The 18,630-nt window shown below is 31.8% G+C and carries 17 protein-coding genes; all 17 read right to left on the reverse strand.

Annotated features, from left to right (window positions below):
* Positions 1 to 341: 341 nt before the first annotated feature.
* A complete protein-coding gene (gene asnS / locus IDG63_RS09425) occupies positions 342 to 1,634 on the reverse strand; it encodes an asparagine--tRNA ligase (protein ID WP_000858791.1) in 1,293 nt (430 codons plus the stop codon).
* A 321-nt stretch (positions 1,635 to 1,955) separates the two neighbouring features.
* Positions 1,956 to 4,649: an ATP-dependent DNA helicase DinG gene (locus tag IDG63_RS09430; protein WP_000525074.1), complete on the reverse strand. Its 2,694-nt coding sequence runs from the start codon at positions 4,647 to 4,649 to the stop codon at positions 1,956 to 1,958.
* A 23-nt stretch (positions 4,650 to 4,672) separates the two neighbouring features.
* Positions 4,673 to 5,644 carry a biotin--[acetyl-CoA-carboxylase] ligase gene (locus IDG63_RS09435; RefSeq protein WP_000049921.1) on the reverse strand — a complete coding sequence of 324 codons (972 nt, stop codon included), beginning with the start codon at positions 5,642 to 5,644 and terminating at the stop codon, positions 4,673 to 4,675.
* Positions 5,631 to 6,833: a CCA tRNA nucleotidyltransferase gene (locus IDG63_RS09440; protein WP_000361532.1), complete on the reverse strand. Its 1,203-nt coding sequence runs from the start codon at positions 6,831 to 6,833 to the stop codon at positions 5,631 to 5,633. The genes IDG63_RS09435 and IDG63_RS09440 overlap by 14 nt, the downstream gene beginning before the upstream one ends.
* Before the next feature lie 4 nt (positions 6,834 to 6,837).
* The gene (bshA, locus tag IDG63_RS09445; protein WP_000690027.1) at positions 6,838 to 7,980 is read right to left on the reverse strand and encodes an N-acetyl-alpha-D-glucosaminyl L-malate synthase BshA; all 1,143 of its coding nucleotides are present in this window, start codon (positions 7,978 to 7,980) and stop codon (positions 6,838 to 6,840) included.
* 240 nt (positions 7,981 to 8,220) lie between these two features.
* Entirely contained in the window at positions 8,221 to 8,538 is a 318-nt protein-coding gene (locus tag IDG63_RS09450; protein ID WP_000839931.1) for a nucleotide pyrophosphohydrolase, read from the reverse strand.
* 336 nt (positions 8,539 to 8,874) lie between these two features.
* The gene (locus IDG63_RS09455; protein ID WP_001827022.1) at positions 8,875 to 9,555 is read right to left on the reverse strand and encodes a zinc metallopeptidase; all 681 of its coding nucleotides are present in this window, start codon (positions 9,553 to 9,555) and stop codon (positions 8,875 to 8,877) included.
* A 71-nt stretch (positions 9,556 to 9,626) separates the two neighbouring features.
* Entirely contained in the window at positions 9,627 to 10,214 is a 588-nt protein-coding gene (locus IDG63_RS09460; protein WP_000152734.1) for a DUF1405 domain-containing protein, read from the reverse strand.
* Positions 10,204 to 10,779, reverse strand: a complete 576-nt coding sequence (locus IDG63_RS09465) for a YpiB family protein (protein ID WP_000005213.1) — start codon at positions 10,777 to 10,779, stop codon at positions 10,204 to 10,206. Before IDG63_RS09465 ends, IDG63_RS09460 begins: the two co-directional genes overlap by 11 nt.
* 13 nt (positions 10,780 to 10,792) lie before the next feature.
* Positions 10,793 to 12,037, reverse strand: coding sequence for a tetratricopeptide repeat protein (locus tag IDG63_RS09470; protein WP_000389524.1), 1,245 nt, complete (start codon positions 12,035 to 12,037; stop codon positions 10,793 to 10,795).
* 6 nt (positions 12,038 to 12,043) lie between these two features.
* Positions 12,044 to 13,342: a 3-phosphoshikimate 1-carboxyvinyltransferase gene (gene aroA, locus IDG63_RS09475; RefSeq protein ID WP_000245900.1), complete on the reverse strand. Its 1,299-nt coding sequence runs from the start codon at positions 13,340 to 13,342 to the stop codon at positions 12,044 to 12,046.
* 9 nt (positions 13,343 to 13,351) lie between these two features.
* Positions 13,352 to 14,416, reverse strand: coding sequence for a 3-dehydroquinate synthase (gene aroB / locus IDG63_RS09480; protein WP_086095933.1), 1,065 nt, complete (start codon positions 14,414 to 14,416; stop codon positions 13,352 to 13,354).
* Between the two features lie 25 nt (positions 14,417 to 14,441).
* The gene (gene aroC, locus IDG63_RS09485; protein WP_001269929.1) at positions 14,442 to 15,608 is read right to left on the reverse strand and encodes a chorismate synthase; all 1,167 of its coding nucleotides are present in this window, start codon (positions 15,606 to 15,608) and stop codon (positions 14,442 to 14,444) included.
* Positions 15,609 to 15,993: 385 nt separating this feature from the next.
* Positions 15,994 to 16,194, reverse strand: a complete 201-nt coding sequence (locus IDG63_RS09490; RefSeq protein ID WP_000789522.1) for a hypothetical protein — start codon at positions 16,192 to 16,194, stop codon at positions 15,994 to 15,996.
* A gap of 208 nt (positions 16,195 to 16,402) precedes the next feature.
* Positions 16,403 to 16,852, reverse strand: a complete 450-nt coding sequence (gene ndk, locus IDG63_RS09495) for a nucleoside-diphosphate kinase (RefSeq protein ID WP_000442480.1) — start codon at positions 16,850 to 16,852, stop codon at positions 16,403 to 16,405.
* Positions 16,853 to 16,943: 91 nt separating this feature from the next.
* Entirely contained in the window at positions 16,944 to 17,903 is a 960-nt protein-coding gene (locus tag IDG63_RS09500) for a polyprenyl synthetase family protein (protein ID WP_001096479.1), read from the reverse strand.
* A gap of 1 nt (position 17,904) precedes the next feature.
* Positions 17,905 to 18,630: a demethylmenaquinone methyltransferase gene (locus IDG63_RS09505; protein WP_000774684.1), complete on the reverse strand. Its 726-nt coding sequence runs from the start codon at positions 18,628 to 18,630 to the stop codon at positions 17,905 to 17,907.

Raw genomic sequence — 18,630 nt, forward strand, 5'->3', positions numbered from 1 at the left:
TTCAGTGTAAAATGTACTTGGGTCATGTAAAAGTCCTCCTGGGTATGTTTTTGTCGTTAAAAACATTGTACCGTAAAAGGACTGTTATATGGCCTTTTTACTTTTACACAATTATACGGACTTTATCGTATTTTTTAAAACTAGATTTTAACAATGAACTTTATGGATAATCAGATGAACTATTTATTTTCCAAATATAGTTACTAAACAAAAGTTTGTTCATGATTAATATAAGCCGTTATCAATCTTCATTTTCCAAGCATAAATCGCCCAGCTATTAATATAGGCTGGACGATTCTTTTTATTATCATAATATAAATTTTAAGTAACGATCCTAAAACTTATGGATATAAACGGTTTAATAATCTTGGGAATGGCGCAGTTTCACGAACGTGTTCAACACCAGAAATCCATGCTACTGTACGCTCTAAACCTAAACCAAATCCACAGTGTGGCACACTACCATAACGACGTAAGTCTAAGTAGTAACTATATGCTTCTTCGTCTAATCCATGTTCTTTAACGCGTTGTTCTAACAATTCTAAGTCATCCACACGTTCAGATCCACCAATAATTTCACCGTATCCTTCAGGTGCAATTAAGTCTGCACATAATACAGTTTCTTCATTTTCAGGATTTGGTTGCATATAGAAAGGCTTAATTTTAGTTGGATAATTAGTAATAAACACCGGTAAATCATAATGATTAGCAATGGCTGTTTCATGTGACGCACCAAAATCTTCGCCCCATTCAATATCATCAAAACCTTCTGCTTTTAAGAATTCAATTGCATCATCATATGAAATTCTAGGGAATGGTGTCGCAACTTTTTCAAGTTTTGATGTATCACGCTCTAAAATTTTCAACTCTAGTTTACAATTTTCTAAAACTGATTTTACAACATGTGTTACATATTGTTCTTGAATTTCTAAACTTTCAGCATGATTTGTGAAAGCCATTTCCCCTTCAATCATCCAGAACTCGATCAAGTGTCTACGTGTTTTTGATTTTTCAGCTCTGAAAGTTGGACCAAATGAAAATACTTTTCCGTGTGCCATTGCTGCAGCTTCTAAGTATAACTGACCACTTTGAGATAAAAACGCATCTTGATCAAAGTATTTAGTATGGAATAATTCACTTGTACCTTCTGGCGCACTTGCTGTCAAAATTGGTGGATCAACCTTTGTAAATCCATCTTTGTTGAAGAATTCATACGTTGCACGAATAACTTCATTTCTAATTTTCATTACAGCATGTTGTTTTTTAGAACGTAACCATAAATGACGGTGATCCATTAAGAATTCTGTACCATGATTTTTAGGTGTAATCGGATAGTCATGCGCTTCTGAAATAACTTCAATTGATTTCACTTGCATTTCGTATCCTAAGTCAGAACGATTATCTTCTGTAATTGTGCCTGTAACGTATAGAGATGATTCTTGAGTAATTTCTTTCGCAAGTTTGAATACCTCTTCATCAACTTCTGATTTAACTACTACGCCTTGCATAAAGCCTGTTCCATCACGTAATTGTAAAAAGGCGATTTTACCACTTGAACGTTTATTTGTTAGCCAAGCACCAATTGTAACGTCTTGGTTTAAATGATCTTTCGCTTGTTTAATCGTTGTTTTCATAACCATTCTCCTATTTATTTTTTCGTTATACAATACTCATTCATTTTAACAAAATCCGCTTTCAAGTTCTAGAACTAGACTAAAAGATAACGTGTAAATGGTAATGATTTAAGCACAGATTTGAACATTAATTTATATTAAGACAATATAATCATCAGTTTCAGACAAAATATATAATAAAGCCTCAATATTATTTGTATGAAGGTCGTTTTTTGTGCTAACATTCAAGTTTAATTATAAAACTCAAATTTTGACGACCAAACAAAAATTCTTGTAACAGAACATAGCACATGTCATGTCACAAGAATTTTACTTTGTATTTCACTTTTTCTTTTTTTGAATTTGTCTTAATAATTTTCCAAACTGTTGAATGTCGCCTTTTTTCTGACGATAATTTTCAAGTGTTTGTTCAAAAAAGTTTTTATAATTACTGTTTATGAGTCGATCATCAAATGAAACTATTATGCCGCGATCATTTTCATTTCTAATTAATCTTCCAAGTCCTTGTCTAAAACGTGTAACTGCATCAGGTAATACATATTCCTTGAAAGTTGAAGTGAATTCAGAATCCATAAGCCAATATTTTACATTATGCTTGTTCATAAACGGTAACTTCGCTATCATCACACATTTAATACCATTTGCTTGAAAATCAAAACCTTCAAAAAATGTTGACGTACCAAGCAGTATGGCCTTATCAAAATTATTAAACTGTTGTACTATTTTATAATTTTGGTTCTGCTGTTGTGTTAATACAACATAATCTTCAAATTCTGGCAATTCATTTAGCATATCTTGTACCATATGCATCATTTTATAACTCGTAAATAAGACTAAACATTTTGATGACGTTATAGTCGTATATTCAATAATATAGCTTACGATCGATGCTACATACTCATCTATATTTTTATATTGATAAGATGCTACATCACTCGGTATAAATACACTAGTATTTTTTGCACTTTGTAACGACGTGTTAACTTCAAATGTATTAAAGTGAACATCTTTGTTGAATAACTGTTTAAAAGCATCAAACGAATGATTAAATTTTAAAGTACCAGATATAAAAATGAGTGATTTAAATTTTTCCAATACTTGTTTCGTCAATACATCTTTTACAGCGTAATCTTTCACATATAAACGTATTGTTGATTTTTGAGATAAATTTTTAATTGAAATGAAACTAGTATGTCCAGCTTTTAAACTTTGTTCGATATTTTTAAATTTATCTTTTAAATACAACAACTGTTTCCGTAATGATTTAACTGTTTTATGACTAATGCCATTGAATATTTCTAGCGTTTTATTTAACTTATCGATAATCGCATGTAAATCCTTCAAAATGTCTTTTGTTTCAAAAGTAAATACATTATGGAAGCGATGAATATCATCATCATAAACATCAGAATCATTGATAATCGTAAATATCGTTGAGAACAATTGCTCATTTAACTCATGAATCTCATTCATACTAGCCTTCAAGCCAAAAATATCAATTGGTGCAATATCTAATTTTTCCAAAATTCGCTGCTTTTCCAGTTGATCGATTGCCTTTAACAATTTTTCATTTTCGTTTTTACCAATCAAACCAAGCTGATATTTAATATCAGCATAACTCAACTCATTTGTCACTTGATTTAAGGCATAGTCTGGTAAGCGATGTGCTTCATCCACTATACAATCATCAAACAATTGATATATTGAATTTTCAACATCAGAATGAATTAAATGTGCATGATTTGTAATACCAATTTGAATGTTCTGTGCATTTCGCTTAATAAAATTATAATAATGAACATCGTGACGTGCCGGTACATATGTTTCAATTTTCTGGTCAAAATACATCTTTTGACCACCTTTTAAATTTAATTCCTGTATATCTCCGGACGGCGTCTCTGTAATCCAAATCAACAATTGCATTTTCAAGATATTCACTTCGTAATTACTTGTGTCATCTTTTAAAATTTGACTAATAAGTCCCAATGAAATGTAATCACTTTTACTTTTAATCAATAGTGCATTAATTTTAAAATTCAACGCTTCATTCATTGCTGGAATATCTTTTTCTAACAATTGACTTTGCAGTAATTTAGTATTGGTAGAAATCATGACATGCTTCCCAGTTTCAATATTATACATCAAGGCCGCAAGTAAATATGCTAATGATTTACCACTGCCTAGTGATGCTTCAATCATTGCTTTTTCACTATGCATGAGCTGATCTAATATAGTTTCCGCTAAATATAATTGTTGCGGTCGATATGTTAAGCCAAGTTGATCTACAGCTTTGCTATATAAAGACTTCAAGCTGCCATTATAATTTGTTGTCGGCTTTTTAAAATCAACTTGCTTACGATAGATAATCTGTTCGAACTTTTCGTACGATTTATCCAATGGCTTTGCATCATATTGCCTAACCATCTCAAAGAAAATATCATACAAATCGTATTTCAACTGTTTACTTAAATAATATAATTGCTTTAAAGTATCTAACGGTAACTTTTCAAATTTTTCAAAAGCTAATATCATCAATTTAGCAGTAGTAGCGGCATCTTCGTCAGCTCGATGGGCATTTGCTAAGGTAATACCATGTGCCTCTGCTAATTCACTTAATTGATAGCTTTTATCTGTAGGAAAAGCTATTTTAAAGATTTCTAGTGTATCTATAACTTTTTTGGGACGATATTGAATATTACAATCTTTAAATGCCTTTTTAATAAAATTTAAATCAAAATCTACATTATGAGCGACAAAAATGCAATCTTTTATCTTATCGTAGATTTCTTGTGCAACTTGATTAAAATATGGCGCTTGTTGTAGCATATTTTCTTCAATGGATGTTAACGCTTGAATGAACGGCGGAATCTCTAAATTTGTTCTAATCATAGAATGATATGTATCAATAATTTGGTTATTGCGCACAAACGTTATACCAATTTGAATGATATCGTCAAAATCTAATTGGTTGCCTGTTGTTTCCAAATCCACAACGGCATAGGTTGCCATACCCATAGCTATCTCTCCTTGCTTTAGTGTTAAAAATCTATATCTGCACTAATTAAACGGTGTGATTCACCCGCTTCATCTCTAACAATTAGATAGCCATCGTAATCTAAATCAATTGCTTGTCCTTTAAACTGTTTATCATTTTCTGTAAATAGCAACGTTCTATTCCAAATATTAGAAGCTGCAATATATTCTTCACGAATTTCAGAAAAAGGTAACGTTAAAAATTGATTATATCTTTTTTCAATTTCTTGAAGTAATCTCTCTAAAAATTGATATCTATCTAATTTATTTTTATCATGTAATTGTATACTTGTTGCTCTATGTCTAATACTTTCATCAAAGTTTTCTAGTTGTTGCGTCAAATTAATACCTATACCACATATTATTGCTTCTATACCATCGTTATTAGCAACCATTTCAGTTAAGAAACCACACACTTTACCATTATCAATATATATATCATTCGGCCATTTCACTTTGACTTCATCTTGACTAAAATGTTGAATCGCATCTCTTATCCCTAATGCAATAAATAAATTAAATTTAGATATCATTGAGAATGCAACGTTAGGTCTTAACACGACAGACATCCAAAGTCCTTGCCCTTTTGAAGAACTCCAATGTCTATTAAATCGCCCACGACCTTTCGTTTGTTCATCACTCAAGATAAAAAATGAAGATTGATTTCCAACAAGTGACTTTTTCGCAGCAAGTTGTGTAGAATCTATTGAATCGTATACTTCACTAAAATCAAACAAAGCAGAACTTTTTGTATATTGGTCTATTATACCCTGATACCAAATATCTGGGAGTTGTTGTAATAAATGCCCTTTATGATTTACTGAATCAATTTTACATCCCTCTAACTTTAATTGGTCAATCACCTTTTTTACTGCAGTGCGTGAAATATTAAGTGATTCCGCAATGCTTTGTCCAGATATATAATTCGGTTTATTTTTATAGAGTAATTGAAGTACATCTTGACTATATTTTGACATGATTATCCACCCATTTCAAAATTTCAGTTTCTTCGTTGCTTACTTTACCTGTTACAATCGCTATCTCAATTTGTCTTAGTACATCTTTTAACCACGGACCACTTTTGGCATTTAAATGTGCCATAAGTACACCGCCATTAACCATCATGTCTTTTCTATTATGCATAGTTAAACGATGTAATGTTTCATTAATCGTTTGAAGGTTAACGATTAATGGTTCATGTCCTTGAATATCATTTGCCTTTAACACGTCTGCTGCAACCATTACATTTTTAATGAGATGCGTATCATAATCATAAACAAACATTTTTAATTGTTCTTTTGTAATAATACTTGGTAATGCATTCATAATTTGAATATATTGATTGATATCTTTTACTTGTCGGTTACTTAGCTTTAAAGGCTTCAATGAGTAATTAATATCAAATTTAACTGATACTATAGCAATCAACAATTCTAAATCAATTGCTTCAGTTACATTAATTTGATTCATATCAAGATGTTCGAAATACGGCATATAATTAAATGCTTTCAGCGATTTTAAATGATTAAAACTCTTTTCAACATTAATACCTCGCATTAATTTAGTTAGTTCAATCACTATACGCTCAATTGATAAAAATTTAATATCTGCCATTTGTATACGCATCGCTTCGAATGTTTCCGTTGCAATATCAAATGATAATTGTGACTGGAACCTTAAACATCGAATCATACGTAAAGCATCTTCTTGGAATCGTTCCTCAGCTATACCTACAGTTCTTATTATTCGATTATTAATATCTTGTTGACCATCAAAATAATCATACAATTTGTATGCTGTATCCATTGCTATCGCATTCATCGTGAAATCTCGTCGTTGCAAATCTTCGTATAAATCACGAACAAATGTAACACCACTTGGTCTACGGTGATCGACATAATCTTCTTCAGCCCGGAATGTTGTCACTTCATAATTTTCATCATTAAAAACTACATTTATCGTGCCATGTTCTTTACCTACAGGTATCGTATGACTAAAGATAGATTCTATTTCATCCGGCATTGCACTTGTTGTGATATCTATATCATGAATATTTCTTCCCATGACATAATCTCTTACAGAGCCACCTACATAATATGCTTCAAAACCATTGTCTTGAATTTGTTCTAATATAGGCCTTGCCTGTTCAAATAATGATTTATCCATATTATTACTCGCCTTTACTTTTGTTATGCTCATTTAGCATTTTTTGATAATAATACTCATATTGATCTGTAATAAGTTCTGATCCAAAACGTTCAGCAATATCTGCTAGCATGTTTTTCTGAAGTTTGTTGTATAACACCTTATCTTCAAGTAATCGGATAGCATAGTCACTCGCTGAATCACAATCACCCACATCTACGACAAATCCAGTTTCACCATGTTTAATAACCTCTTTAATTCCACCGGCATTTGAACCAATTGGAACGACGCCTGTTTTCATAGCCTCAAGTAAAGTTAGTCCAAAGCTTTCTTTTTCACTTAATAATAATACTAAGTCAGATAATTGGTAAAATTCACTTACGCAATCTTGTTTCCCTAAAAATAAAACATCCTCTTCTACGTTTAACTCTTTCGTCAATTGACGCATTGGCACTAATTCAGGACCATCTCCAAGTAAAATTAATTTACTAGGTATCTTTTCACGTACTTTTGCAAATGTTTCTATAATAGTATCTATGCGTTTTACTTGTCTAAAATTCGATACATGTATTAACACTTTTTCATCTGGTGCTATACCAAATTGTGATTTTAGTGCTGTGTTATGTTTAGTTGGAAACTCATTTTCACGTACAAAATTATAAATCGGTATAATTTCTTTGTTAGTTTCGATAATTTCATGTGTTTCTTGCGCTAAAGATTTACTCACACTTGTCACAATATCACTTTTTTCAATGCCAAATTTAATTGCACCTTGGAGTGAATGATCATAGCCCAAAACAGTAATATCAGTACCGTGTAGCGTTGTCATAATTTTTATATCTTTACCTGACATCTCACGAGCTAAAATCCCACAAATTGCATGAGGTACAGCATAGTGCATATGCAACAAATCAAGATCATATTCTTTAATAACTTCAGCGATTTTAGTACTTAACGTAATATCATACGGTGGATACTGAAATACTGCATATTGATTCACTTCAACTTGATGAAAAATCATATTCGGTAATGGTTTTCTTATTCTAAACGGGATATTTGAAGTGATAAAATGTACTTCGTGACCTCGCTCTGCTAATTTAATTCCTAATTCTGTGGCAATAATTCCAGAACCACCCATGGACGGGTAACATGTTATACCTATCTTCATTCGCTTGCCCATCCTTTCTTTCTATTTCTCTCTATTATTCTCGATGCGTAGATAATTGTTTAAATTTAAGTTTATAGTAATGTTGAGTTTATAATTTCATATATCTAAAAACAGGTGTTGTATATATAATCATTCATCTAGTTATACTTACTTTAAAAATAATATAATTTCATGCGATGCAATTCATTGGTCTATGTTTTTAATCTTAATCAAATCCAAATAAAGCATATATTTTTATATTCACTTTCTTTCGAATCGATTTTTATCTCTTGTATTAAACTTTTCCATTGTTTCATTAAAGCTCTCTGTCATATCTATTCCCATTGAATTCGCTAAACATAACAACACAAATAAATTATCACCTAATTCTGCTTTAATCGTATTTGCTTCCTCTGAATCTTTCTTCTTTTTTTCACCATAGGTATGATTTATTTCACGTGCAAGTTCGCCCACTTCTTCAGTCAATCTAGCTAAGTTAGCTAATGGTGAAAAATATCCTGTTTTAAATTGTCCAATATATTTATCAACTTCACGTTGCATTTCTACCATTGATTTCATTTCTACGTTCTCCTTATATTGCATTTCTAATATAGTATATATCAATTTGAAGTCTCATGCATGTTTAGTGCAATCTACTGACTCTAGCTAAACTAGATGACAAGTTGTTTATTTTAGAAGTTTAATAATTCAGTTTATATAAATGTAATGCATTCCTAACTAAATTAAATCAATTGAAATTGGGATTATAACTTTATGATACGTACCACTACAATAAAATAATATAGTGAATAATCTACCATTAGAAAAATAAGCACAAAAAAACTAGCAACCACACAAAAATGTGATTAGCTAGTTAATAAGTGTCTAATTTAAGTTAATTGTTAATCTATAAGATTAATCACTTGAACGCGCAATCAAAATAATACGTACAAGCTCTGCTACAGCGACTGCAGTTGCTGCAACATAAGTCATTGCTGCTGCAGATAATACTTTACGCGCATGCTTGTATTCTTTTTCATTTACAATGTTCAATGCCGTAATTTGTTTCATCGCTCTTGAACTCGCATCAAACTCAACTGGTAACGTAACAATTGAGAATAATACCGCTAATGACATTAAACCAGCACCAATCCATAAAGCAGTTGAACCAAATGCACTACCTATCGCTGTTAAGATAATACCTAACATGATGATCATATAACTTAATGAACTCCCTAGGTTTGCAACAGGTACTAATGCTGCTCTGAATCTTAAGAACCAATATCCTTGGTGATCTTGAATGGCATGACCAACTTCGTGGGCTGCAATTGCAGTTCCAGCAACTGATGGTCTGTCATAGTTTGCAGGAGATAGTGAAACAACTTTCTTTTTAGGATCGTAATGATCTGTTAAGAATCCTTCACCTTTAACAACTTCGACATCATAAATACCGTTTGCATGTAAAATTTCTAATGCAACTTCACGACCCGTTTTACCACTAGTTGATCTAACTTGTGAATATTTCTCATAGTTAGATTTAACTTTGTGTTGTGCCCATAAAGGAAGCACCATTAATATTACGAAATAAATTATCATAGTAAAAATTGAAGACAATAAACTCACTCTCCTTTATAAATATTTTACTGTCATTTGCCGTTTTTATCAAATCATTTACACTTTAATAATTTGTTTAATTCAATATAAAGCAAAAGTCCAAAAACACTTAGACAACATGATAATACACCAATTTGCCACACATGTGTAGTTATAAAATCATAATATGGAAATTGAAGGTGAAAATAGTCAATATAATCATTCAAAAACACCCAAATCATCGCTACACTGATTCCAATCATAGAACGTTTAAACCTAGGATAGAAGTAAATTGCCTGAACAGCCATTATACTGTGGGAAAACATTAATACCAAACCATTTACTGTAATATCACCTTGTTCAATAATAAATAATATATTCATTATAACTGCCCAAATCCCATATTTGAATAATGTTACAAATGCCAGTGCATCGATAATACTATTTTGTTTTTGAATTAATATCAATGAGATAGAAATAACTAAGTATAATATTGCAGTTGGGCTATCTGGAACAAAAATCTTAAAATGCCAGGGCGTATGACTTAATTGTTCACCATACCATATATAACCATAAATCATCCCTAATATATTACAAATGAGTAGCATCATTAACCAAGAACGTTGATAAAGTGTATATTGCCAAAATGCTTTAATTGTCATCTGCTAAGTCCTCAAATTGATTATGTTTATTTACTAGCTTGAGTGTATTTAAAATTTGCGTTAGTTGATAAAAACGTTGCTTTTCATTCATCTGTAAACTTAAATCAATATTGTGTAACAAGTAATCTATTAATAACGCATGTTTATGCCGATCTATAGCCATACTATTTAAGTCATGAAGATAAGTTTGATAACTGGGCGATTCCGTTAGTTGAGCAACTATTAAATCATCTAGCCTTTGCTCACGCTTTGACACGTTTGCGAAGTGAATTTGAATATCAAAAGCACAGTTATGATTAGCGATATAATCAAATATTTCATTTGTATTCATTAACTTTATATTACGCTTAGTAAATTGAATTGCAGAAGCGTGACTTCCCACTTCTGCAATTTCTAATGTTTCATGATGATTAATTTTTGTATCTACAAAATGAATGTTTGCCAATTTCGCCTCATTCACTTTTATATAGTTAAGCACCCAAACTGCAATACGCGACTTAAATCGATATTGAAAAAGTAAATATTCAATAAAACTTTCTTTAATTTGATTGAGTGTCTCTGACATCAAATACCCCATTTTAAGATTGCAATCTTGATAATTCGTCATGCCAATTTTCGTTACTTGGCTCTAGTTCCAACAATTGATTTAAAATAGTAATTGCTTGTTCCTTTTGACCAATTTCAATTAAATAGAAATAATAATCACTCATAAAATCAATATTTGTTTTCATCGTTGGATATGCTAATTCAAAGAAATGTTGAGCTTCTTTATCTCGCTCTTCTTGACCATAGGCGAACGCTAAATGCCACATGAATGTAGGGTCCAAATCTTCTTCATCTACATATGTTAATAATTCAATGATTGCTTCATAATCTTCTTCATTACGATATAAATCGCTTAAAATCAATAAAGGTTCTTGGTAAGCATTATCAACCTCTAATGCTTGTTTTAACAATAATACACCTTCATTAGCATCGCCGTGTTCTATTTCCAAACATCCAGTTGTATACATTAACTCTTTATAAAATTGACTTAGTCGTAATCCTTCTTTACCCGTCTCAATGGCATCTGGATAATTTTTTTCATTTTCATATAATGATTGTAAATACAAGTAGCCTTGAATATAATCAGGATCTTTAGAAAGTAATGTAGTCATTATTTTAATTGCTTCTTGAGTGATGTCATTTTTATCGTAAGAAATGGCTTTTTTGAGATAATCTTCTGAAGTCATTTCATCTTCATTAATTTCATCGTATAAGCGAATCGCATCACTATAGTTACCACTTTGTAAACTACAATCTGCCATACGAGAGAATAAGTTTACACCATTAACTTGATATTCACCAGTTTCTAAAACGGTTTCGTATTCAGAGGTAGCACGTAAATATTGACCATCATAATATAACATTTCAGCCAATGCAAAATGGATTATTGGATCATTTGGCTCTAGTTCAAGTGCTTCTTGTAATTTATCAATAGCAACTTCCATCATATTAATTTGTTGATATAAATCTGCTTCTAACATCAACTTTTCAGGTGATGGTTCAACATAACTTAAATATTCTAACGCTTCGTCAGTTTGATTTTCAGACATTAAACCTTCAATAAAATAAATCAGCAATTCACTTTCGTCTGGATATTTGTGATATAACACGCGGAATACTTCCAAACCTTGTGGCATTAATCCAAAATTGTAAAGTGTCTCTCCTAGAATAAATAATGCGTCATCGTTGTCAGTAGTTATTGCTTCATTAACACGAGAGTCTAAATTTTCTAGTTTTTGTAGATTGATATCGTCTATTAATTTATAGATATCTTCCATTTTATATTATCCCTCATTTTCTAAAAGCTTTAGTTTTGGTAAAAATCCTGGAAATGATACATTTACAGCATCAAATTGTTTGATTTTGACAGGCTCGCTTGAAAGTAGAGAAGCAACTGCAAGCATCATTCCTATTCGATGATCAGTTAAACTATCAACTGTTGCATTTGTTTTAAATTCTGACGGATGAATAATCAATCCATCATTAGTTGGTTGTAATTCAAACCCTAACAAGTTTAACATATCAGCCGTTGTATCAATTCTATTTGTTTCTTTTACTTTTAATTCCTCGGCATCTTTAATTGTACTCGTGCCAACTGCTTGTGTACAAAGTAATGCTATTACAGGCAGTTCATCAATTGCTTTTGGCACTAATTCTCCTTCGATTGTTATTGGTTGAAGCATTGGTGTGTATTGAATACGAATAGAAGCAGTAGGTTCAGCACCAGTTGTTTGATTGAAAAGTTGGATATTACCGCCCATTTTTTCAACAATATCAATAATACCTGAACGTGTTGGATTGATTCCAACATTATGAATTGTTACATCACTTCCTGGTGTGATAAGTGCTGCAACAATAAAGAACGCTGCAGATGAAATATCGCCAGGAACATGAAAATCTGCAGGTTTAATATGTTGAATGGCATCAGGGGTTGTAGTTATTGATAACCCTTCTGCTTCAATTGGAATATTAAAATGTTTGAACATCGTCTCAGTATGATTTCGACTTACATCTAATTCTTTAATGATGGTCGGTTCCTTAGAAAACAAACTTGCAAATAAAATGGCACTTTTCACTTGTGCACTTGCAACTTCCATTTGATAATTTATACCTTTTATGACAGATGGCTTAATAATTAATGGTGTATAATTATCTTCAATACCTTCAATATTCGCATCCATAAGTTTCAATGGTCTCAAGACACGATCCATTGGCCTTTTACCAATTGAAACATCGCCAGACAAAACACTTTCAATACCTAAACCACTTAACAAACCAGCTAATAATCGTGTTGTCGTACCAGAATTACCTGTATACAATACTTGATGTGGCGTGTTAAAAGATTGATATCCTGGGGAAGTCACAACTAATTTTTCATCATCTTCTTTGATTTCTACACCTAACAGTCGGAAAATGTCCATCGTACGACGACAATCTTCGCCAAGTAGTGGCTTATATATAGTAGATACACCTTCAGCTAGCGACGCCAACATGATTGCACGGTGTGTCATTGACTTATCGCCCGGCACTTCTATTTCGCCCTTTAACGGACCTGAAATATCAATGATTTGTTCATTTACCATTTCATTCACCTACTTAAAATATGTTTTTAGTTGTTCACACGCATGTTGCAGTGTTGTTTGATCAATGTGTTGCACTACAATATCGCCAAAATGTTTAATCAATACCATTTGAACTCCTTGTTTGTCGTTCTTTTTATCACTTAGCATGTATTGATATATCGTTTCGAAATCTATGTCGGTTATTGTTTCTAAAGGATAACCTAATTTCGTTAAATAATTAATATAATGTTGGATATCGTGATTAGAATTGAACAATATATTCGCAACAATAAATTGATATATTATGCCTATCATTACGGCATGACCATGAGGTATTTTATGATAGTATTCAACAGCATGCCCAAATGTATGACCTAAATTTAAAAATTTACGTACACCTTGTTCTTTTTCATCTGCAACAACAATATCCAGCTTCGTTTCAATACCTTTAGCAATATATTTATCCATACCATTTAATGACTGTAATATCTCTCTATCTTTAAAGTGCTGTTCGATATCTTGCGTCGTTGATTCACCATTCAATAACGCATGCTTATAAACTTCTGCATAGCCACTTAATATTTGCTCAAATGGTAACGTCTTTAAAAAATCTAAATCATAAATCACAGCAGTTGGACGATAAAATGCACCGATAAGGTTTTTACCTTGTTTTGAGTTAATACCCACTTTACCGCCAACACTAGAATCATGCGCCAAAATCGTTGTAGGAACTTGTATAAAATGGACACCTCTTAATAGTGTTGCTGCTACAAATCCTGCAAAATCTCCTGTCGCACCACCACCAACAGCTATAATCGCTGTATTACGCGTTACATGATGTGACAAAATATATTCTAATGTTTCTTGATATTGCTCAAATGTTTTCGTCTTTTCACCAGCTGGAATAATGACTTTATGCAAATTTTCATATGATAAAATATCATCAAATTTATCAGCAAAATATTGATTTACATGCTCGTCAATTAATATAAAACTTTGATCAAACTGATCAATATACGTGCTAATATGGTCAATTGCACCGTGTTCAACATATATTGGATAATTATTTGAAGGGTATGTTGTTTGTAATTTCATGATTACACCTCAATTGTTCTTGTTGTTAAAACTCAATATTTAATTGTCTGCGCTCAATAATTTGTTGTTTAAGTTGCTCAATATGATTTGATTGGAATTCTTCCAATAATGCTTTTGCTATTTCAAATGCTACGACATGTTCGCAGACGATACTTGCTGCAGGAACAGCACAACTATCAGAACGTTCAATTGTTGCTTTAAAGTCTTCTTTAGTATTAATGTCTACTGAATTTAATGGTTTATATAACGTTGGAATTGGTTTCATTACACCATTAACGATAATTGGCATTCCATTTGACATACCGCCTTCTAAACCACCTAAGTGATTAGATCCACGATAATAACCAATTTCACTATTATATAGAATTTCATCTTGAATCTCACTACCTGGCTTTTCAGCTGCTTTAAATCCTTCACCAAAGCTTACACCTTTAAAAGCATTTATGCTGACAACACCTTGTGCAATCTTACCATCTAACTTACGATCATAATGCACATAACTACCTACACCAACAGGCATATTTTCAACTACAACTTGAACGACACCGCCAATTGAATCTCCTTCATTTTTAGCTTCGTCAATTTTATCTCGCATTGCTTGTGCGATACTGTCATCAATTACACGAACATCATTACGATCAAGATTTGCTTTAAATGTTTCTGAATCATAAAAATCTTTATCTTTAATTCCACCTATTTCAACAACACGACTGTATATATCGATATCTAACTGTTGTAATAACACTTTACATAAGGCACCGACTGCAACTCGAGCTGCTGTTTCTCTAGCAGATGATCGCTCTAGCACATTTCGTAAATCACGATGATTATATTTCATACCTCCAACCAAATCTGCATGACCAGGTCTTGGTTTTGTAATAGTACGTTTCATATTTTCACGTTCTTCTTCACTTATTGGAGCTGCTCCCATAATTTTTCTCCAATGCGTAAAGTCATCATTGGTTACAACCATAGTAATTGGACTACCTAATGTATAACCATTTCTAACGCCTGATACTATTTCTACTGTATCTTTCTCAATTTGCATACGACGTCCACGTCCGTAACCGCCTTGACGCTTAAACATTTCTTTATTAATATCCTCAACCTTAATTTCTATATTTGCAGGTACACCTTCAACAATAACTGTTAATTGAGGTCCATGTGATTCTCCTGATGTTAGGTATCTCATACACACTCGCTCCTTTCATACTTCCACGATAACATTATAATATGTTGTTAATCTTATCATATTCATTGTGCATTCATAAATGTTTGTTTTCAAGATCAATTAAGAAAATGGATGACATCTCATTTTAAATGTCAGAATTATCTTAATATTAAACGAACTAAAATTAATTATAATATATTCGTCTGTAGAAAAGTATCATGAATTTCTAAACAGTTGCATCATATAATCATTAATTAAAAATGATTAGCCGTTTTAATATAATCGTATCGCAACTTTAGCAAATAATATACTGACTACATTTCTTAATACAAAAGAACGAACTGTTAATTATTAATAAAGTTAATCAGTCCGTTTAAAAAAATTATGATATTAAAATATACATATGTTAAGCGCTTTTGTTATACTTTGACTTCAAAAATATAATCAATTCTTTTACTAATACATAAAAAATATAAATGAGAGTCAGTATAAAAATAATTTTTGTTATAGGATTAAGTGGTTTATCTAAAAATATAGCACCATATAGTAATTCCATTAATTTTAAGAACATTAAAATCCCCAAAATAATCGAAATAATATTCTTCATTTTAACAACCCCTTCTCTCTGTTTAGTTTCATTTGATAAAGAATATTCCTCTCTTTTTAATACGTGTTACCAAAAAACTATAAAATTTTTCAAGTAATTTACTACAACATAAAAAACGGGCCTTGTTATGTATAATCATAATGACTAACCACATAACAAAACCCTTTCTACCTTTATAAATAAATCGTAAAGGTTTACAGTTTATATTTTATTCATATAACCATGCATCACGTGGTGAAGCATAGCTAGTAATTTCATTTTCATTAAACCATAGATTAATTTCACGTTCAGCAGACTCTAATGAATCTGAACCGTGAATGATATTTCTACCAACAGTTAAACCTAAATCACCTCTAATTGATCCTGGTGAAGCTTCTGAAGGATTGGTGCTGCCAATAATATGTCTAGATACATTAACTGCATCTTCACCTTCAACTACCATTGCGAACACTGGTGCTGATGTAATAAATGAAATTAAATCATTATAAAATGGTTTACCTTGGTGTTCACCATAATGTGTTTCAGCAAGTTCCATTGGTACTTGCATTAATTTACCACCGACAAGTTTTAGTCCTTTTCTTTCAATTCTTGAAATTACTTCACCAATTAGATTTCTTTGTACTGCATCTGGTTTAATCATTAAAAATGTACGTTCCACTTTATGTATCCCCCTGTGTTTAATAGGTTTATGTATATTACTATTATATATTAACAGGTTGGTAAAGCGCTTTCAATACTTTTCATAAATACTACGTGTTTCTTGAACCCATTTTTTTCGTCAAACTTAAAAGTAGTGATTTCGGATGTCCATCTGGTAACTCAGAAATCAAATCCAAAGCTTTACTTAAATACTTCGAACTTACTGCCTTAGCCTCATCGATGCTGTCAGATTTTCTAATAATTTGGATACATTCTTCAAATTCTTTACGTTCACTATCACGACGTAATTGTTCAATTTTCAATTTGAAGTCTGGGTTTTTACGCATTTCTAATAAAATCGGTAACGTAATATGACCATTAAGCAAATCACTTCCGACCGGCTTACCTAATTTCTTTTCGGTACTTGTGAAGTCTAATACATCATCAATGATTTGGAAACTCATACCTATATAATGACCAATCATTTTCAATTTTCGTACAGTCTCTTTATCAGATTGAGATGTAATTGCACCAACTTCAGTTGATAATTGAATTAACAGTGCTGTTTTGCGATTGATACGTCGTAAATAATTGATAATTGTCTGTTGACTGTTAAATTGGTCTTGAAATTGGAAAAGTTCCCCTCTACAAACATCAACGATAGATTCAGATATTAATTGATGTACACGATTATCTTTAACGGCCATTAAGTGTTCAAGTCCTAATGCCAATAAAAAATTCCCAGTTAAAATAGCCGTTGTCTGATCCCATTTCTTTGATATGGTTAACTTTCCTCGACGCTTGTCGCTTTTATCAATAACGTCATCATGAACAAGTGTTGCCATATGAATTAACTCTAATGCGACTGCAACTTGATACGTTTGTTCAGACGTTTGTTCATCTTTGCCAAATTGGCTACTCAGAATTACAAATGCTGGGCGTACTCTTTTACCACCAGAAGACAATAAGTGTAATGATGCCTGTTCTAATACAGAATCTTTACTTTTTATTGCCTTTTCAAGTCGTTGTTCCACTTTCTTAATTTCATTGTTCATGTTTAACTTTGCCACGTTAATCACCTTTGGTATTATCTTTTTCTTTATAGCCAAGGTGCATTGCAGCAACGCCCCCTGTAAAACTACGTACTCTTACATTTATGAAACCCGCTTCTTCAAACATGCGCTTCAACTCTTCTTTTCCAGGAAAATTAAACGTAGATTGCTGTAACCATTCATATTCTTCTTTTGATTTTGCAAATAATTTCCCAAAAATAGGCATAACAAATTTAAAGTATAATGCATACATTTGTTTAAAGACTGGCAAAGTTGGTTGGCTCGTTTCAAGACATACCACCATACCACCTGGTTTAAGTACTCTATTCATTTCTTTTAACGCGACTAAATAGTCTGGCACATTCCTCAATCCAAACCCAATTGTTACATAATCAAAAGAATTGTCTTCAAACGGCAATTCCATTGCATCACCATGAACAAGTTTAACATTTTCCATTGAAGCAGTTTTTTCTTTTCCTACTTCTAACATATTCTCACTAAAGTCAATACCAGTAACTTCACCTGTTGGTCCTACAGCTTTGCTTAATGCGATTGTCCAATCACCAGTACCACAACAAACATCTAATGCTTTCGTCCCTTTTCTAACGCCCATGTCTTTCATGACGCGTTTTCTCCATACTTTATGCTGCTCAAAACTAATAATATTATTTAATCTATCATATTTTTTTGAAATATTTTGAAAAACGCGATGTACTTGCTCTTTATTTGCTTTATTGTCAGCCAT

This window comes from Staphylococcus sp. EG-SA-14 (assembly GCF_017151935.1).
In the GTDB taxonomy this organism is placed as follows: domain Bacteria; phylum Bacillota; class Bacilli; order Staphylococcales; family Staphylococcaceae; genus Staphylococcus; species Staphylococcus aureus.